Raw genomic sequence first — 18,155 nt, 5'->3', positions numbered from 1 at the left:
AGTGGAAGGGTGTTGCGTGATCGAGTTCCGGATCGACCGCCGTTCCGGAGTGGCCACGTACCTGCAGCTGGTGCAGCAGGTCAAGCACGCGCTGCGACTCGGCCTCCTGGAGGTGGGAGACCGCCTCCCCACGGCCAAGGAAGTGGTCGCCGCCACAGCGGTGAATCCGAACACGGTGCTCAAGGCCTACCGGGAACTTGAGCGTGAGGGGCTCGTTGAGCCGCGGCCCGGCCTCGGCACCTTCGTCCAGCGCTCCCTGGCCGGCCCGGCCGCCGCCAAGGACTCGCCGCTGCGCCGGGACCTGGAGGCGTGGACGGCGGTCGCCCGGGCCGAGGGCCTGTCCCGCGAGGACGTCGAAGCGCTGGTCAAGGCCGTCATCGACGCGCAGTACTGACATATGACACATGAAGGAGCGTGACCCGTTGGGTACCACCGAGGGCACCGCCGCACTGGCGGCGGACGGTCTGGGCAAGAGTTACAAGCGGGGCTGGGCGCTGAAGGACGTCACGTTCGAGCTGCCGCGAGGCCGGGTGTCCGCGCTGGTCGGACCCAACGGTGCGGGCAAGAGCACGCTCATGGCGCTGGCCACCGGCCTGCTGACTCCGACCGCCGGGACGCTCCGCGTCCTGGGCGATACGCCGGGACGAGGAGGCACCCATCCTCGCCTGGCCTTCCTCGCGCAGGACAAGCCGCTCTACCGCCGGTTCACGGTGGAGGAGATGTTACGAGCCGGCCGGGCGTTGAACGCCGAATGGGACCAGACCTACGCGCGCCGCCTGGTCGACGCGGCCGGGGTCCCCGTCCGGGCGAGGATCTCCACCCTCTCCGGCGGACAGCGCACCCGTGTCGCGCTCGCGATGGCGCTCGGACGGCGGCCCGAACTGATCGTGCTGGACGAGCCGTTGGCCGACCTGGACCCGCTCGCCCGGGAGGAGGTGATGCGGGCTCTGATGGAGGAGGTCGCCGAGACCGGGATGACCGTCCTGCTCTCCTCACACGTCCTCGCCGATCTCGAGGGCATCTGCGACCACCTGCTCCTGCTGGCGGGTGGGCGCGTCCGGCTCGCCGGGGACGTCGAGGACCTGCTCGCCGGCCACCGACTGATGGTCGGTCCCGCCCAGGGCGCGGCCGGCTCGTTCCCGGACGAGATCGTCGTGGAGTCCCGCAGCACCCAGCGCCAGGCCACGGTCCTCGTCCGTGGCAGGGGCCCGGCGGGGCTGCCTGGCTGGGAGGCGCACGAACCGACCTTGGAGGAACTGGCGTTGGCGCACCTGAGGGCCGCGCGGCCGTCTGCGCACAAGAGCGAGGCCGTGGAGGTGTCCGCAGCATGATCTGGGTCGCCTGGCGCCAGCAGCGCCTTCAGCTCCTCATCACCGCCCTGCTCATCGCGGCGGTGGGCGCCGTGATGCTCTTCTACCGGTTCGACGCCGTCTCCTTCATGCAGGACCGGGGGATCGCCGGCTGCCTGCGGATCGGCGCCGACCCCTGTTCGCGCAGCGCCATGGCCGCGCTGAGCTCCGAGTACAAGTCATACGTCTCGATCATCCCGATGGTGCTGCTGTGCCTGCCGGTGCTCCTCGGCATGTTCGCCGGTGCACCGCTCTTCGCCGGCGAGTTCGAGCAGGGCACCCACGTCTTCGGGCTCACCCAGTCGGTCAGCCGGCGCCGCTGGATGGCGACCAAGCTGCTCGTCGGCGGAGGTCCGGTCACCGTCCTCATGCTCGTCCTGGGGCTGGTCGGCGTATGGGCCCTGAAGCCGCTCAACCATGTGACGCGCGGTCCCATGATGACCCCTGGCTTCGAGACACAGGGGCTGGTCCTGGCCGCGTACACCCTCCTGGCCTTCGCCATCGGCGTGGCCGCCGGAATGCTGCTGCGCAACACGCTCGCCGCCATGGCGATCACCCTGGGGCTCTACCTCGTCGTCCTCGTCGCGCTCGGCGGGGGAGCCCGTCCGCACTACCTCGCCGCCGAGCGGATCACGGGTACGGTCGCCCAGAGCACCGGGGAGAGCGAGCGCGGCGGGACCAGCTGGATCCCGGACGACGCCTGGCGGGTCGGATCCGCGTACTACGACAGCGCGGGCCGGAAGGTCTCCTTCAACCCGTCCGGTTGCGACGGTACGGAGACCATCCAGAGCTGCCTCGGCAAGCAGGGTGTGACCCAGCAGTCGGCCGACTACCACCCCTCCAGCCAGTTCTGGGCCTTCCAGACGGTCGAGAGCTCCGCCTTCCTCGCCCTCTCGGCCGCCCTCCTGGGCCTCGGCGCCTGGTCGCTGCGCCGCCGGGTCCTCTGAGCCACCGCCAAGCCCCCTGCGGAAGGCACTTCGTAGGCCCTGGGGACCGTACTCTTCGGCACCCGACGTGCTCGGCTCCTCGGCGTCACCGCGCCGGGGAGCCTGCCGTGATCTGCGGTCAGGGGAGGGGGAGGGCCAGGGTCTGGCGTTCCTCGCGGGCGTGGATGCGCTGTGCGGCCGGGTCGGGTGTGAGGGCGTAGGCCGTGGTCGGGTAGCGCCATAGGGGGCGGTGGGTGAGGGTGTCCACCGCACGGAGGCCCGTTCCGTCCATGTAGAGGACGAGGGTGCCGTATACCGCGGGAGCCACGTCGCCGTTGGGGAGGGCATCCGGTACGGGGGGTTCCGTCCAGAGGGCCGCGCCCGTGCGGGCGTCTACGGCGACCAGGCTGCGGCCGCCCTCCACCGCGTAGACCACGCCGTCCGCGACCGTGGGGATGCCGTAGCGGCGGAAGCCGTACGGCTTCTTGCCCATGTCGCGGCCCGTGCCGAAGGACCAGGCCGGGGTGCCGTCGGTGAGGCGGAGGGCCTGGAGGGATTCGGAGCCCAGGTAGACGTGGGTGTCGTCCGTGGCCAGGTGGTAGGGCAGGGCGCCCGTGGTGGGGATGGGTGGCTGCTGCCAGAGCTGCTTGCCGGTGGACGCGTCGTGCAGGGAGAAGGTGACGGAGTCCTTGAGGGCCGAGCGGCGGCACAGGAGCAGACCGGTCATCACCGGCTTGGCGCGGATGATGACGGGTCCCGGCGAGTCCGCGAACGGGGCCACCGTCTGTTGACGCCACAGTTCGCGGCCTGTTGTGAGGCTCGCCGCGATCAGGAACCACTGGGTGGTGGTGGCCGACTTGGCGAACATGTATGCCGTGTCTGCTGCGATACACAGGAGTTGGGTGTCCTCCGGCGTGCCGTCGAAGGAGGGCAGGGTGAGGACGGGCGGGTTCTTCTTGCCGGACGGCTGGGGGAGCACCTCGATCGCGACGGGCTTGGTCTTGTCGTCGGAAGTCGGGGGGCGGAGGGCGTAGAGGGTCTTGCCGTCGGTGGCCACGGACCAGGCGGCCCGGTCGGGGCCCTGCCAGAGGAGCTTGCCCGACGTCGGGTCGAAGGCGTTGACCGCCAGGCCTGCGACCAGGACGAGTTCGCTGCCCACGCGAAGGGGGGCCGCGTCCGGGCCCGGGTCCGCGATCGAGGTCTTCCAGGACGGGGTGGGTGGCTGTCCCAGCGAGGGTTTGGTGGTTGAGGTGTCTTCTCGGCTCTTCGTGGCCAGGTAGGTCCAGAGGCCGCCGCCCGTGGCGAGGGCTGCTGCCGTGCCGGTAAGGGTGAGGGTGAGGAGTTTGCGGCGGGAGATCGCGCGGGGTGCGGGGGGTGGGGGCTGTGTGGCGGGGGCCGGTAGGCGGGGTGGTGGGGCCTGCCAGACCGCTGTCGTGCGGTGGGCGATGTCCGTGAGTACGGGGTGGGGGAGGAGGTCCGCGAAGGTGCCGCCCTCTGCGGGGCGCAGGGCGTCCGCCAGTTCGGTTGTTGTGGGGCGGAGGGACGGGTCCTTGGACAGGCAGCGGGTGAGGAGGGGGAGCAGGGGGGTGGGGACGCCGGTGAGGTCGGGGTCGGCGTAGCGGACGCGGTAGAGGAGGTCCGCGGGTTGGCCGGCGCCGAACGGGCCGTGGCCGGAGGCTGCGAAGACCAGTACTGCCGCGAGGGCGAACACGTCGCTGGACGGGGTGTGATCCAGGCCGCCGGCCTGTTCGGGGGACATGTAGGCGGGGGTGCCCGCCGCGGTGCCGGTGCTGGTGAGGCGTTCGTCGCCCAGGGCGCGGGCGATGCCGAAGTCGATGAGCTTGGGGCCGGCCGCCGTGACCATGACGTTGGACGGTTTGAGGTCGCGGTGGGTGATGGCGGAGTTGTGGAGCTGGGTCAGGGCCCGGGCCAGGTCTGCGCCCAGGGCGCGGACGAGGGGCTCGGGGAGGGGGCCGCTCAGGCGGACCGCCTCGTCGAGTTGGGGGCCGAGGACGTACTCCGTGGCCAGCCAGGGGGTTGGCGCCAGGGGATCGGCGCCGAACACGCGGGCTCCGTAGCGGTCGCCGATGATGCGTGCCGCGTCCGATTCGAGTCGGAAGCGGGTACGGAAGGTGGTGTCGGCGGAGGTCGCGATACGGGCGTGCACGGTCTTGAGAGCGACCGTACGACCGCCCGCCGAGCGGGCCAGGTAGACCGTGCCCATGCCGCCGCTGCCGAGACGGGCGAGGAGTCGGTAGTCGCCGACATGGGTCGGGTCGTCGTGCGTGAGGGCCGTGAAGGGGGTGGGAGTGGGGGTCGCGGGCATCGGGGTTAGTGCGCCTTTTGAGTCGATACCGCGAACGGCTGGGAGGAGACGGGGAGTTCTGCGGCGAGAAGTGCGCCGGACTGGGTGGCGAGCGCGGCGACGACCCGGCCCGGGAGGGGGAGGGGGACGGAGCCTGCGTGGTCGAGGACCGTGACGGCCGGCAGGGGGGCCGGGGCGAGGGATGCCGTGGCCGGGAGGCGCGGATCCCGCGCCGGGGCGGCGCCCGGCGAAGGCTGCGCCGGTCCCCGTGATGCTGCCGGGGTCGCGAGTTCGCGCAGGACGTCGTGTGCCGAAGCCGGCCGGTTCGCGGGGTCGCGGGCCAGGCATGCGGCCGTCAGGTGGCGGAGTCCCGGCGGCAGTTCGGTGTGGTCCGGCACGGTGTGGCCGGTCGCCGCGTACGCGAGTACGGCGCCGAGGGCGTAGATGTCCCCGGCGGGGTCGGGGGGCGTGCCCGTCGACCGTTCCGGGGGCAGGCAGCCCGGGGCGTGCCCGGTGAGTTCGGCTCGGGTGGCCCCGAAGGATGCGAGGAGGGGGCCGGTGGGCGTGAGCAGGACCGCGGCCGGGGAGAGGCCCGCGTGCGTCGCCCCATGGGCGTGGGCGGCCGCCAGTGTCCGGGCGAGGGCCGCGCCCAGACTGCGTACGGTGTCCTCCGGCAGCGGGCCGCCGTACGCCGCGAGGGCGGCGGGGAGCGGCAGCACGGGCGTGTACGGGGCCGTGTACCAGGGGAAACCGGCCGAGCCCCCGACCTCCGCGATCGTCAGGAAGCCGGGCACGGACAGCCGCCGGGCGCCCTCGGCCTCGATCGCCCACCGGGAGGGATCGGCGCCGACCCGGGGCACGCACACCAGGGCGGTGCGCTCCCCGTCGGGGGCGGTGCGGGCGAGGTAGCGGCGTTCGGGGACGGTGCGCTCGGCGGATTCGGAGTCGAGCCGCGCCAGGGTCGCGTACGGCCCGATCCGGGTCGGGTCGTCGTGGCGTAGGCGTTCCATGCGCGCGCTCTCCCGGGTCCTCGGTTGTCCGGCCCCGAGCCTAAGTGGTGATCGTCCGGGGCCTTGGTACGGGGTCAGCCGACGGTGGGCATCGCCGTGAGCTTGCCGTCGTTGACCAGGAAGACGCGGTTTCCGGCGCCGGACATGCCCCAGGGTCCGCGGGACTCCGCCGACCAGGTCCACAGCCGTGCGCCGTCCGTGGTGGAGTAGGCCGAGACCCCTCGTCCGTCCGCCTCGACCGCCCACAGCGCCTCGCCCTGCCGGACTAGGGGCGTGGCCGGGAGCGGGCCCCGGGCTGCGCGTCCGTTCAGGGGGAGTTGTCTGCCGTCGAGGTCGTACGCGGCCAGGGTCGTCCCGTTCGTCGCGATCACGGTGTCGCCGTGGACGAGCGGGGCGCCCCAGCTGTCGGTGCCGTTCTGCGGGGGCCCGGCCTTCCACACCTCGTTGCCGCCCGGGAACTTCAGGGCCTTCAGCGTGCGGCCGCCCAGGAAGACGGTGTAGGAGGTGCCGTTGGAATCCTTGCGCTTCACGACGGCCGGAGCGATGGCGGAGCCGGACTTCCCCTGTCCCTCGATGGTCCACATGTCCAGCCCCCTGATCGTCGAGAACGCGCGGACGGCGCCGTCGTCGCCGAAGAGGACGAGGGTGACGCCTGCCACGGCGGCCCGGGGCCCCGCGCCGCGCACGGCGTACGTGGGCAGCGGCTTCGTCCAGCGGATCGACTGCATCGTGAGGTCCACCGCGAGCAGTTGGCCGCCCCGGGTGACGGCGTAGAGGTTCTCGTCGTCCATCGTCAGGAAGCGGCCGACGTCGGCGTCCGGCAGTTCCCACTGGAGCTTGGCGGTGGAGGCGTCGTGGACGCGGAGCGCACCGGAGGTGCCGGCGGCCGCGAACAGCTGCTCCGTGAGGGGGTGGAGGCCGGCCGCGGGGGTGACGTCGGGCAGGCGCCACTTCTCCTTGCCGTCGCGTGTGAAGTGGGCCGCCAAGCCGCCGTCCTTGGCGGCGAAGACGACCACGTCGCGCAGCGACAGGGGGGCGGGGACCAGGCCGTCCACGGGCTTCGCCGCGACCGGCAGCGGTCCCCACAGGGGTTTGGGAGCCTTGCCGGACTGTGCGGTGGAGCGGGGGAGCAGCTTCGCGCCGCTGGCCAGTCCCGATTCGACGGGCGTACGAGGTTCCTCGCGCAGCAGCCACCAGGCCCCGGCGCCACCGCCGGCCGCCACCACCGCGCCCGCGGCGAGCGAGGCCCGCAGGAGCCGCCTGCGGGACGGCCCGGATCCGGGCTCCCGGCCGACGAGCGTGGCCTGGCGCGCGGCTTCGGCGCCGCGGCGTGCGATGTCCTTGGCGAGCGGGCCCGTACGCCAGATCCGGTCGGCCCCCTGCGGTGGGGCGAAGGCGCCCGCGATCTGCTCGGGGGTCGGGCGGTGGGCCGGGTCCTTGGCGAGGCAGGGGGATATCAGGTGGCGCAACTCGGCGGGCACGTCGTCGAGTCGGGGCTCCCCGTGCACGACCTCGTACTGGACCGCCGCGACGTGGGTGCCGTCGAAGGTGCGCCGGCCGGTGGCCGCGTAGGCCAGTACCGCGCCGAGCGAGAAGACGTCCGCGGCCGGACCGACCCGCTGACCGAGCACCTGCTCGGGAGCCCCGTAACCGGGGGTGACCGGCACCTGGCCGGTGGTCGTGAGCGTCATCCCGTGCTCGGGGCGGGCGATGCCGAAGTCGATGACGCGCGGGCCCGTGGCGGTGAGCACGATGTTCGGCGGCTTCAGGTCGCGGTGCACCAGCCCCGCCGCGTGGATGTCGCTCAGGGTCGCGGCGAGGGAGGCGGCGAGCGCGCGGACGCCGTCGGCGCCGAAGGGCCCGTACGCGCGGACGGCGTCGTCGAGGGTGGGCCCGGACAGGAACTCGGTCGCGATCCAGGGCCGGCTGTCGTCGCCGTCGATGCGCGCGTCCAGAACGCGGGCGACGCCGCCGCTGGTCACCGCCTGGGCGGTGTGCGCCTCGCGCAGGAAGCGCTGCGCGAGGTGCGGGTCGTGCGCGAGCTCCGGCAGCAGCACCTTCACGGCGGCGGTCCGGCCGGTGTTGTCCCGGCCGAAGTAGACCTTGCCCATGCCGCCCGCGCCGAGGACGCCGAGGATGCGGTACGGGCCGAGCCGGATGGGATCTCCGGCGCCGAGGGGTTCCATGTGCGGTGCTGCTTCCTGTTCGGTTCGGGTGGCGGTCGGCCGTCAGCGTTCGACGGGCAGGCCGGTCGGTTCCTTGATGCGCTTCATGATGATCTGCGAGTTGACCTCGGTGACGCCCGAGAGGGCCGTCAGCTTCTCGATCCAGAGGCGTTCGTACGCGCGCAGGTCCGCGACGGCGATGCGCAGGAGGCAGCCGGGGCTGCCGAAGAGGCGGTAGGCCTCGATCACGTCGGGGATGTCCTGGAGGGCCGCTTCGAAGGCCTCGACGGCCTCGCGGTCGCGGCGCACCTCGACCGAGACGAGCACCTCGAAGCCGCGGCCCACCGCCTCGGGGGAGATCACGGCGCGGTAGCCCTGGATCACCCCGTCCTCTTCGAGCTGGCGCACGCGGCGCATGCAGGGGGAGGGAGTGAGGCCCACGCGCTGGGCGAGCTCCTGGTTACTCAGCCGTCCGTCTGCCTGGAGCTCGCGCAAGATATCTCGGTCAATGGCGTCCATGGCGCAATTATCCGCCATCGGGTGTTACGCGGCGGGTCGAATCCGCAATCGCATTGCGCGTAGATCGACCTATCATTGCTGCTTTGGGTACACATGTGCGAGCCTTTGAGGCTTCGAGGTTTCGAGGGAAGGGCGGCCAACGGCCATGGGACGGATCGTCGTCATCAGCACCGGCGGAACGATAGCCAGCCGCTGGCAGGGTTCCGGCTTCGCGGCGGACGCGGACGGGAACGAGGTCATCGCGACCGCGCCGCTCCCCGAGGGGATCACCGTCGAGGTGGTCGACCTGTTCAGCGTGAACAGCCCGCGGCTCACCACCGCCCACCAGCTGACCCTGCTGCGCACCGTGCACGAGGTGCTCGCGGACCCGGGTGTCGACGGCATCGTCGTCACTCACGGCACCGACACCCTGGAGGAGTCGGCCTTCCTCGTCGACCTCCACCACCACGACGCGCGCTCCGTGGTGTTCACCGGCTCGCAGCGGCCCATGGGCACCGCGGACGGTGACGGCCCGGAGAACCTGTACGACGCCCTGCTCACCGCCGCCAACACGCGCGGGCTCGGCGTGCTCATCGCCTTCGCGGGGCGGGTGCACGCCGCGCGGGGCACGGTGAAGACGCAGGCGGTGGCGCTGGACGCGTTCGCCGACCCGTCGAAGGAACTGCTCGGGAAGATCGGCTTCGGCAAGGTCACCATCCTGCGCACCCCGCAGCGTCCGGAGGCCCTGCCGTTGCCGGCGATGCCGGAGCTGCCGCCGCGCGTGGACGTGGTGGTGCACCACGCCGACGGGGACGCCGTGCTGCTGAACGCCGCCATCGCGGCGGGGGCGCGGGGCATCGTGCTGGCCGGTACGGGCGCGGGCAACGCGACGCCGGAGATCGTGGAGGCGGTCCGGGCGGCCGTCGCGGGCGGCGTGCTCGTCGCGCTGACCACGCGCGTGATGGCCGGGCCGGTCACCGAGATCTACACGCACGGGGGTGCGGTGGACCTCGTGGCGGCGGGGGCCGTACCGACGGGGACGCTGCGGGCGGGGCAGGCGCGGATCGCGGTGCTGTCCGCGTTGCTCGCCTCCGGCGATGGGGCTGAGCAGGTCAGGATCCTGCGCGAGACGCTGGGTGCGACGGGGCCGGTGCTGGTCGGGGCGTAGCCCTGCGGGCCGGCTTCCGGGGCTCCGCCCCGGACCCCGCGCCTCAAACGCGGGCGGGGCTGGGTTTGGGCTGAGGTCCGCTGTTTGGTGCGGCTGAAGGATTCGGGGCTCCGCCCCGGGCCCCGCGCCTCAAACGCCGGCGAGGCTGGATTTTGCTGAGGTGCGCTGTCCGGCTCGGCTGGGGTTGGTCGGTGTTGCGGAGGATTCGGGGGGCCTAGGATTCGGGCAACGGTCCTGACGCAGCGGGGGGTTGCATGGAGCCCGGGATGATCGGAGTCCGACTGGCCTCGGCGGCCATCGGGCCACTCGTCAGGAAGTTGTTCGTCGCCGAGGGCGGCGGGGCCGGGCTCGTCGACAAGCCGGTCCGGATCTCCGGATACGTGTCCTTCAAGGGCGAGAAGCGCTCGCTCACGAACGCCGATCTGCAATCCCTGGCCGCCAAGCTGGTGAAGCAGGCGCTCCGCACGGGCGAGCGCCCCGTCCCCGCCGACGAGGAACAGGCGGTCGTCGACGTCCTCGCGACGACGCTGTCCGCCCTCGGCGAGGTCACGATGACCGACATGGACGCCGTCCGGCTCGGCTCCGCGGAGTTCGCCCGGGAGCTGCGCCGCGTCAGCGGTGGGCCCGAGCGGGAACTCGGCGCCGACGCCACGTACTTCTACGAGCGGCTGCTCGAAACCGCTTGCCTGCACATCCTGCACTTCTTCACGCAGCGCTCGACCTTCGTCGCGCACGCGCTGGTGGAGCAGACCCGTGACATGGCCGAACTGACCTCCAAGGTCGACGAGTTGATTCGCCGCGATCCGCTCCCGGGGGCGGAGGACGCGGCGTTCGAGCAGCAGTACCTGCCGTACGTGGCGAAGACGCACGGCCGGTTGACGATCTACGGGATCGACCTGAGCAACTCGCCGACGCGGTGGCCGCTGGACGCGGCGTACCTGAGCCTGGAGGCGACCGCACTGCCGCGGGACATGGAGCGTTGGCTGCGCGATGCCGGCAAGCTCTTTCATGCGATGGGGACAGCGGAGCCCCCCACCCCGGACGCTGCCACGATGGCTCTCATTCGTGTGCGCGGCATCGCGATGACATCGTCGCCCGACCAGTCCTCCCTCACGCGGGCCGTCGCGGGCGGATTCCTCGCGGAATTGGTGCGCGCGGCTTCCAGTCCGCAGCCCGCCGACCAGGCTCTGGCCGGCAGTCACCGCGTCCTGCTCCGGGGCGAAGCCGGGTCCGGCAAGAGCACCCTCGTGCAGTGGCTGGCCGTCACCGCAGCCCGCCAGGAACTCACCCCGCAGATGGAGTACCTCTACGACCGCATCCCGTTCGTCCTGCCGCTGCGCACGCTGACGCGTCACGGCGAGCAGCTCCCCGACCCCCAGAGCTTCCTGGCCGCCGTCGGCTGTCCGATCAGGGGAGTCCAGCCGAACGGCTGGGCGCACCGGGTCCTTTCCGCCGGGCGCGGCCTGGTCCTGGTCGACGGCATCGACGAGATTCCGGACCGGGAGCGGGAGCGGGCCCGGCGCTGGCTGCGCGAGCTGATGGCCGTGTACGACGGCGACAACCGCTGGCTCGTCACCTCGCGCCCCTCCGCCGTGGGAGCGGACTGGCTGGCCGAGGACGGGTTCACCGAGCTGACGCTGGCCGCCATGCGCCCCGCCGACATCGCCACGTTCATCAAGCGGTGGCACAAGGCGGCCCACACCGGCACCGAGGACGATGCCGCGCTCCAGATGTACGAGACCCAGCTCCTGACGGCCGTCCGCACCAAGCCCGACCTCGGACGGCTCGCCACCAACCCCCTGATGTGCGGGCTGATCTGCGCCCTCCACCGGGACCGGCGGGGCTTCCTCCCGCTCGGGCGCAGGGACCTCTACGAGGCCGCGCTCTCCATGCTGCTCAGCCGCCGCGACCGCGAACGCGACATGGCGGTCCCGGATCTCCGCGAGGAGCCGCAGCTCGACATCCTCCAGCGGCTCGCCTACTGGCTCATCAAGAACGGCCGTACGGAAATGGACCGTTCGCAGGCCGTGGACATCATCGCCCGGGCCCTGCCCTCGGTCCCGGAAGCGGCGGCCCTGGGCGAAGCGCCGGCGGTCTTCGCGCATTTCCTCCAGCGCAGCGGACTCCTGCGGGCGCCGGGCCCCGACACCGTGGAGTTCATCCACCGCACCTTCCAGGACTTCCTCGGCGCACGGGCCGCCGTGGAGGACAGCGACTTCGGACTGCTCACCGGCCACGCGGGCGACGACCAGTGGGAGGACGTCATCAGGATGGCCGTCGCCCAGGCCCGGCCCAAGGAGCGCGTCGAGATCATCGAGGACCTGATCGCCCGGGGAGACCGTGCTGCGGACGAACGGGTCCAGGCCCGCGTCTACTTGCTGGCCGCCGCTTGCCTCGACCACGCCACGAGCCTCGCCCCCGAGGTGCGCGAGGCCGTCGAGACGCGCACCGCCACTCTCATTCCCCCGCGCAACGACGACCAGGCCCGCGCCCTGGCGGAAGTGGGCCCGCTGATCCTGGGCCTCCTCCCCACGGAGAACTCCGATGAATGGGACGCCTACCACGTGGTCATCGCGGCCTCCCACGTGAGGTCGGAGGAGGCCGTCTCCTTCCTCGCCCACTTCGCGGACCATCCGTTCCTGCCGATCCGTTCCCAGCTCATGTGGGCGTGGTCGCGGTTCGACTGCGCGCGCTACGCGGACGAGGTCATCGTCCCGCTGGACCCGACCGATCTCCTCTACACCGTGCAGTCCGACGAGCAGCTACGCCAACTGGACCGGCTCGGACTGCGGCCGGACCGGCTGGACGTCAGGGGAGGGGTGTCCCCCGACGCACTGGCGGCGCACGTGAGCCGGTCCGATCTCGTGGACATCAGGCTCTCGAACGTAGCGGTGCCCGATCTGCGCTTCCTGGCGGGGCAGTCGGAACTGGACACGCTCGTCATCGGACCGTGCCCCGAGCTGACGGACCTGACCGGCATCGAAGGCCTGCCGATCCGGCGGCTGGACATCGCGAGTGAGCGGCTGTCCCTCGATCTGCGGCCCCTCCTTCGGCTCACGCGACTGGAGGCCGTGTCGTTCAGCGGTCCGGAGGACACGACATGGTCCCTGCGGGCGCTGGCCGTGGACGCATGCCTTGAGATCCTGACGGTGTCCGGTGACATGGGCGCCGCGCACGGACTCGAAGGGCTTGGCCGGTTGAACGGTCTCCGGGAGCTCGCACTCAACACCGCCTCCAGTCCTGCCCGGCCCCGGGACTGGCAGGAGGTCGGTGATCTGGAGGGGCTGGCCACCCTGCGCGTGTCCGCCGCTTCGCTGGAGTTCCTTCCGCCGGGATCGGTGCTCTCCGGCGTCTCTACACTGAGCCTCATCGCGGGCGACGCGACATGGTCTCTGCAGTCGGCTGTCCAGCGACTGCCCGAGGCCTTCCCCGATCTGAGGACGTGTTACTTCACGGAGCTCGCCGCCGACGAGGAGATCGACCTCGCACCGTTGGCCGGGCTGCCCCGATTCCGGAACGTGTACGTCGGGGGGAGCCGGGACCGGATCCGCGGCGCCGACCTGCTCCCGCCGTCGGTGAGGCTGCGCCACGACTGACGGGAGCCCGTGGTCAGGACCGGCCGAACGCCGCCAGGATCTGGTCCGCGGCCGAGGTCGCGGTCGTGGCGCCCGCCCGGACCGCTTCCTCCAGCCCCGGCGCGAGGTCCCGGACCGCCGGGTTCGCGCGGAGGCGTTCCAGCAGGGCCTCGCGGACCATCGACCAGGTCCACTCGACCTGTTGCGCGGCCCGCTTCGCCGTCAGGCGGCCGCCCGCGTCCAGCAGGGTGCGGTGTTGTTCCAGGCGGTTCCAGACCTCGTCCAGACCGGCCGATTCGCGGGCGCTGCAGGTGAGGACGGGTGGGGTCCACGCGGCATCGGCCGGGTGCATCAGGCGCAGGGCGCCCGCCAGTTCGCGGGCGGCGGCCTTCGCGTCGCGCTCGTGCGGGCCGTCCGCCTTGTTCACCGCCAGGACGTCGGCGAGTTCGAGGACGCCCTTCTTGATGCCCTGGAGCTGGTCGCCGGTGCGGGCCAGGGAGAGGAGGAGGAAGGAGTCGACCATGCCGGCGACGGTGGTCTCCGACTGGCCGACGCCGACCGTTTCGACGAGGACGACGTCGTAGCCGGCTGCCTCCATCACGATCATGGATTCGCGGGTGGCCTTCGCGACCCCGCCGAGGGTTCCGGCGGAGGGGGAGGGGCGGACGAAGGCCGCCGGGTCGACGGCGAGGCGTTCCATCCTGGTCTTGTCGCCGAGGATCGAGCCGCCCGTGCGCGTGGAGGAGGGGTCGACGGCGAGGACCGCGACCTTGTGGCCCAGTCCCGTCAGCATCGTGCCGAAGGCGTCGATGAAGGTCGATTTGCCGACGCCCGGGACTCCGCTGATGCCTATCCGGCGCGCGTTGCCCGCGTGCGGGAGGAGCTCCGTCAACAGGCCCTGCGCCAGCACCCGGTGAGCGGGCAGGGTGGACTCGACGAGGGTGATCGCGCGCGCGATGAACGCGCGCTTCCCGTCGAGCACCCCCTTCGCGTAGGCCTCGATGTCGATCTTCGGCACCGGCCCCCGCCTACAGCTCGTGGCCCAGATCCGCGGCGAGCCGCGTCACCAGGTCGTGGGCCGCGTCCGGGATGACCGTGCCGGGCGGGAAGACCGCCGTCGCGCCCATCTCCAGGAGGGTGGGGACGTCGGCCGGCGGGATGACTCCACCGACGACGATCATGATGTCCTCGCGGCCCTCTTCCGCCAGCTGCTCGCGCAGCGCCGGAACGAGGGTCAGGTGGCCGGCCGCGAGCGAGGAGACGCCCACGACGTGGACGTCCGCCTCCACGGCCTGGCGGGCCACTTCCGCCGGGGTCTGGAAGAGCGGGCCGACGTCGACGTCGAAGCCCAGGTCGGCGAAGGCCGTCGCGATCACCTTCTGGCCGCGGTCGTGGCCGTCCTGGCCCATCTTGGCGACCAGGATGCGCGGACGGCGGCCCTCCGCCTCCTCGAACCGGTCGACGAGGGTACGGGTGCGCTCCACGGACGGGGACTCGCCTGCTTCGGTTCGGTACACACCCGAGATCGTACGGATCTGGCTCGCGTGCCGCCCGTACACCTTCTCCAGTGCGTCGGAGATCTCACCGACCGTGGCCTTGGCGCGGGCCGCGTCGACCGCGAGGGCGAGGAGGTTGCCTTCCAGGCCCTGGCCGGCGCCGCGCTCGGCGGCGTTCGTGAGGGCCTGCAGGGCGTCCTGCGTGACCCGCTCGTCGCGCTCCTCGCGCAGCCGCCGCAGCTTGGCGATCTGCTGCGTGCGGACCGAGGAGTTGTCGACCTTGAGCACGTCGATCTGCTCGTCGTTGGCGACGCGGTACTTGTTGACGCCGATGACGGGCTGCCGGCCCGAGTCGATGCGGGCCTGCGTGCGCGCCGCGGCCTCCTCGACGCGGAGCTTCGGGATGCCCGCGTCGATGGCCTGCGCCATGCCGCCGGCCGCCTCGACCTCCTGGATGTGCTGCCAGGCGCGGCGTGCGAGGTCGTAGGTGAGCTTCTCGACGTAGGCGCTGCCGCCCCAGGGGTCGATGGACCGGCAGGTGCCCGACTCCTGCTGGAGGAGCAGCTGGGTGTTGCGGGCGATGCGGGCCGAGAAGTCGGTGGGCAGCGCGAGGGCCTCGTCGAGGGCGTTGGTGTGCAGCGACTGGGTGTGGCCCTGGGTCGCCGCCATCGCCTCGATGCACGTACGCGTGACGTTGTTGAAGACGTCCTGCGCGGTCAGGGACCAGCCCGATGTCTGCGAATGGGTGCGCAGCGAAAGGGACTTGGCGTTCTTCGGGTCGAACTGCTTGACCAGGCGCGCCCACAGCAGGCGGGCGGCGCGCAGCTTCGCGACCTCCATGAAGAAGTTCATGCCGATCGCCCAGAAGAACGACAGGCGGGGCGCGAACGCGTCCACGTCCATCCCGGCGCCCAGACCGGCCCGCAGGTACTCCACGCCGTCGGCGAGGGTGTAGGCCAGCTCCAGGTCGGCCGTGGCCCCGGCCTCCTGGATGTGGTAGCCGGAGATGGAGATCGAGTTGTACCGGGGCATCTTCTGCGAGGTGAACGAGAAGATGTCGGAGATGATCCGCATCGAGGGCTTGGGCGGGTAGATGTAGGTGTTGCGGACCATGAACTCTTTGAGGATGTCGTTCTGGATGGTCCCCGCGAGCTTGTCCGGCGAGACGCCCTGTTCCTCGGCCGCCACGATGTAGAGCGCGAGGACGGGCAGGACCGCGCCGTTCATCGTCATCGACACGGACATCTTGTCGAGGGGGATCCCGTCGAACAGCTGCCGCATGTCGTAGATCGAGTCGATCGCCACGCCCGCCATGCCGACGTCACCGGTGACGCGCGGGTGGTCGCTGTCGTAGCCGCGGTGCGTGGGCAGGTCGAAGGCGACGGAGAGGCCCTTCTGGCCGGAGGCCAGGTTGCGGCGATAGAAGGCGTTCGACTCCTCGGCCGTGGAGAAGCCGGCGTACTGCCGGATCGTCCAGGGCTGGTTGACGTACATCGTCGGGTACGGGCCGCGCAGGTACGGGGCCACGCCCGGGTACGTGTGCAGGAAGTCCAGGCCCTCCAGGTCCCGCCCGGTGTACAGCGGCTTGACGCCGATGCCCTCGGGGGTCTCCCACAGCAGGTCGCCGGGGGCCTGGCCGGTGGACTCCTTGACCGCGGCGCGCCACTGGTCCTCGGAGGCGGCGGTGGCGTGGCCGCCGAGCGCGAGCTCGGAGAAATCGGGGATTCCGGTGCCGCTCATGCCGCTCATTCCGCGACTCCCATTCGGTCGAGTACGGAGGACAGCACGGCGACCGCGTCGCAGCCGGCGAAGACGTACGCGTCCACGGCCGACTCGGCGGTACCGGGCCTGCCCGCGAGGTACACGGTCGTGGCGCCCGCCGAGCGCAGGGCCGCGGCCACCGCCTCGGCCTGCTCCTCGTACAGCGCGTCGCTGGAGCAGAGCACGGCGATGCCGTCCGCGCCGCTCGCGGCGTACGCCTCGGCGGCGGTGGCCGGGTCGACGGACACCGGGTCGTGCACCGGCTCGACGCCGCCCGCCTGGAACAGGTTCGAGGCGAAGGTGGCGCGGGCGGTGTGCGCGGCCGCCGGGCCGAGCGCGGCGAGGAAGATCCTCGGCCGGGCGCCGGTCGCGGCCAGGTGTGCGTCGCTGCGGGCGCGCAGGGCCTCGTAGGTCTCGTCGCGCCGTACGCGGGGCAGCCCGCCGGTGGGTCCGGCGGGCGCGGGCTCGCGTACGACGGGCTTCTCGGAGAGCAGCGGGAACTCGCTGACCCCGGTGATCGGTTCGCGGCGCTTGGCCAGCTGCTTGGAACGTTCGGCCCAGGTGGCGGCGATGCGGTCGGCGACGAGGCCGGAGCGCAGGGCGGCGGCCTGGCCGCCGGCCTTCTCGACGGTCTGGAAGAACGACCAGGCCGCGTGGGCGAGTTCGTCGGTGAGGCGTTCCACGTAGTACGAGCCGCCGGCCGGGTCGATGACCCGGGCCAGGTGCGATTCCTCCAGGAGGATGGTGGAGGTGTTGCGGGCGATGCGGCGCGCGAAGGCGTCGGGCAGGCCCAGCTCGTGGTCGAAGGGGAGCACGGTGACCGAGTCCGCCCCGCCCACGCCCGCGGCCATGCAGGCCACGGTGGTGCGGAGCATGTTCACCCACGGGTCGCGGCGGGTCATCATCACCGGCGAGGTCACCACGTGCTGGCGCTGCGCGCCCGCGGCCGGGGCCCCCGAGGCCTCGGCGACACGGGCCCACAGGCGGCGGGCCGCGCGGAGCTTGCAGATGGTGAGGAACTGGTCGGCGGTGGCGGCGTAGCGGAACTCCAGCTGCCCGAGGGCCGCTTCGACGCTGAGCCCGCCGTCGGTGAGGGCGCGCAGGTAGGCGACGCCGGTGGCGAGGGAGAGGCCGAGCTCTTCGGCGGCGCTGGCACCGGCCTCGTGGTAGGGCAGGGCGTCCACGGTCAGGGCGCGGACGTGGGGGTAGCCGGCTGCGGCCTTGGCCGGCTCGACGACGGCGGAGACGTCGAGCGCCTCGCCGGTACGGGCCTCGTGGCCCAGGGGGTCGGCGCCGAGGCTGGCCCGGACGTCCTCGGGCTTGATCCCGCGCTCGGCGCACAGGGCGAGGAACGCCCGTGCCGCGTCGGCGAACTCGGCTCCGGGGTCCAGGGAGACCGGCGCGAGGTCCAGGTAGACCCCGTCCAGGGCGCGGGCGAGGCCGTCCACCGGGATGCCGCCCTGGCCGACGGTCAGCCAGAGGGAGGTGACCCCGTTCTCCAGGTCGGCGAGGACCGCCTCGTTGACCCGTACCGGATCGGTGCCGAGGTGGCGCTGGCGCACGTCCCAGCCGCTCGCGGCGTTCCCCTCGGCCGTACCTCCGCGGACGAAGGGGGCGAACCCGGGGAACCCGTCGGCGCCGGTGGCGCCCGTGGCTCCGGGTTCGGGCGCTGTGTACAGCGGGCGGGTGGTGAGCCCGTCCTGGAGCTTCGTGGACAACGCATCTTCTGCGGCCTCGCCGGATACTTCCTTGCCCGACTTGCGCAGCACGCCTTCTACCAGGCGCTGCCACTGCTCATGCGTCGCGTCAGGGAACTCGGCGGCCAAGGAGAGCCCGTCGTCAGGCAGGACCGTCATGGCTCGAATGCTAGGGGGGCGTCTGTGAACGACCAATAACAACAGG

General features: G+C 72.2%; 12 protein-coding genes. 5 read left to right on the top strand and 7 right to left on the bottom strand.

Going from position 1 to position 18,155, the window contains the following annotated elements:
- Positions 1 to 16 precede the first annotated feature (16 nt).
- The 3 genes from OG625_RS09460 to OG625_RS09450 are packed head-to-tail and all read left to right on the top strand — an operon-like array spanning position 17 to position 2,296.
- A complete protein-coding gene (locus OG625_RS09460; protein WP_329378275.1) occupies positions 17 to 394 on the top strand; it encodes a GntR family transcriptional regulator in 378 nt (125 codons plus the stop codon).
- 28 nt (positions 395 to 422) lie between these two features.
- Positions 423 to 1,331 (top strand): ABC transporter ATP-binding protein, encoded by a 909-nt coding sequence (locus OG625_RS09455; protein ID WP_329378273.1) that lies wholly within the window; start codon positions 423 to 425, stop codon positions 1,329 to 1,331.
- A complete protein-coding gene (locus OG625_RS09450; protein WP_329378271.1) occupies positions 1,328 to 2,296 on the top strand; it encodes an ABC transporter permease in 969 nt (322 codons plus the stop codon). The genes OG625_RS09455 and OG625_RS09450 overlap by 4 nt, the downstream gene beginning before the upstream one ends.
- 118 nt (positions 2,297 to 2,414) lie before the next feature.
- On the opposite strand, the gene OG625_RS09445 is transcribed toward OG625_RS09450, so the two are convergent.
- The 4 genes from OG625_RS09445 to OG625_RS09430 form a co-directional block, all read right to left on the bottom strand.
- Positions 2,415 to 4,601, bottom strand: a complete 2,187-nt coding sequence (locus OG625_RS09445) for a protein kinase domain-containing protein (RefSeq protein WP_329378269.1) — start codon at positions 4,599 to 4,601, stop codon at positions 2,415 to 2,417.
- 5 nt (positions 4,602 to 4,606) lie between these two features.
- Positions 4,607 to 5,590 carry a serine/threonine protein kinase gene (locus OG625_RS09440; protein ID WP_329378267.1) on the bottom strand — a complete coding sequence of 328 codons (984 nt, stop codon included), beginning with the start codon at positions 5,588 to 5,590 and terminating at the stop codon, positions 4,607 to 4,609.
- 74 nt (positions 5,591 to 5,664) lie between these two features.
- Positions 5,665 to 7,776: a protein kinase domain-containing protein gene (locus OG625_RS09435; protein ID WP_329378265.1), complete on the bottom strand. Its 2,112-nt coding sequence runs from the start codon at positions 7,774 to 7,776 to the stop codon at positions 5,665 to 5,667.
- A gap of 42 nt (positions 7,777 to 7,818) precedes the next feature.
- Positions 7,819 to 8,274 carry an Lrp/AsnC family transcriptional regulator gene (locus tag OG625_RS09430; protein ID WP_329378263.1) on the bottom strand — a complete coding sequence of 152 codons (456 nt, stop codon included), beginning with the start codon at positions 8,272 to 8,274 and terminating at the stop codon, positions 7,819 to 7,821.
- 145 nt (positions 8,275 to 8,419) lie between these two features.
- Here OG625_RS09430 and OG625_RS09425 point away from each other — a divergent pair, with 145 nt between their 5' ends.
- Both OG625_RS09425 and OG625_RS09420 read left to right on the top strand, forming a co-directional pair.
- Complete coding sequence (locus OG625_RS09425; RefSeq protein WP_329378262.1) at positions 8,420 to 9,421, top strand: asparaginase; 1,002 nt, start codon at positions 8,420 to 8,422, stop codon at positions 9,419 to 9,421.
- Between the two features lie 254 nt (positions 9,422 to 9,675).
- Positions 9,676 to 13,017: an NACHT domain-containing protein gene (locus tag OG625_RS09420; RefSeq protein ID WP_329378261.1), complete on the top strand. Its 3,342-nt coding sequence runs from the start codon at positions 9,676 to 9,678 to the stop codon at positions 13,015 to 13,017.
- 13 nt (positions 13,018 to 13,030) lie between these two features.
- Here OG625_RS09420 and meaB read toward each other — a convergent pair whose 3' ends face one another.
- From meaB to OG625_RS09405, 3 genes are read right to left on the bottom strand one after another with little or no spacing between them, the layout of a single operon-like run.
- Complete coding sequence (gene meaB, locus OG625_RS09415; protein ID WP_329378259.1) at positions 13,031 to 14,014, bottom strand: methylmalonyl Co-A mutase-associated GTPase MeaB; 984 nt, start codon at positions 14,012 to 14,014, stop codon at positions 13,031 to 13,033.
- A gap of 10 nt (positions 14,015 to 14,024) precedes the next feature.
- Positions 14,025 to 16,232: a methylmalonyl-CoA mutase gene (gene scpA / locus OG625_RS09410; protein ID WP_329378257.1), complete on the bottom strand. Its 2,208-nt coding sequence runs from the start codon at positions 16,230 to 16,232 to the stop codon at positions 14,025 to 14,027.
- Positions 16,233 to 16,237: 5 nt separating this feature from the next.
- Positions 16,238 to 18,109, bottom strand: a complete 1,872-nt coding sequence (locus OG625_RS09405; protein WP_329378255.1) for a methylmalonyl-CoA mutase family protein — start codon at positions 18,107 to 18,109, stop codon at positions 16,238 to 16,240.
- Positions 18,110 to 18,155: the final 46 nt, after the last annotated feature.

Source organism: Streptomyces sp. NBC_01351 (assembly GCF_036237315.1).
Classification (GTDB): Bacteria; Actinomycetota; Actinomycetes; order Streptomycetales; family Streptomycetaceae; genus Streptomyces.
Note: the sequence above shows the minus strand (reverse complement) of the source record. Positions and strands in the feature narration are given on the sequence as shown.

Bases quoted from the DNA above. Each gene is read 5' to 3' on its own strand.
- OG625_RS09425 (WP_329378262.1), top strand. From the start codon at position 8,420: ATGGGACGGATCGTCGTCATCAGCACCGGCGGAACGATAGCCAGCCGC.
- OG625_RS09430 (WP_329378263.1), bottom strand. From the start codon at position 8,274: ATGGACGCCATTGACCGAGATATCTTGCGCGAGCTCCAGGCAGACGGA.
- OG625_RS09445 (WP_329378269.1), bottom strand. From the start codon at position 4,601: ATGCCCGCGACCCCCACTCCCACCCCCTTCACGGCCCTCACGCACGAC.
- OG625_RS09435 (WP_329378265.1), bottom strand. From the start codon at position 7,776: ATGGAACCCCTCGGCGCCGGAGATCCCATCCGGCTCGGCCCGTACCGC.
- OG625_RS09405 (WP_329378255.1), bottom strand. From the start codon at position 18,109: ATGACGGTCCTGCCTGACGACGGGCTCTCCTTGGCCGCCGAGTTCCCT.
- OG625_RS09420 (WP_329378261.1), top strand. From the start codon at position 9,676: ATGGAGCCCGGGATGATCGGAGTCCGACTGGCCTCGGCGGCCATCGGG.
- OG625_RS09450 (WP_329378271.1), top strand. From the start codon at position 1,328: ATGATCTGGGTCGCCTGGCGCCAGCAGCGCCTTCAGCTCCTCATCACC.
- OG625_RS09440 (WP_329378267.1), bottom strand. From the start codon at position 5,590: ATGGAACGCCTACGCCACGACGACCCGACCCGGATCGGGCCGTACGCG.
- scpA (WP_329378257.1), bottom strand. From the start codon at position 16,232: ATGAGCGGCACCGGAATCCCCGATTTCTCCGAGCTCGCGCTCGGCGGC.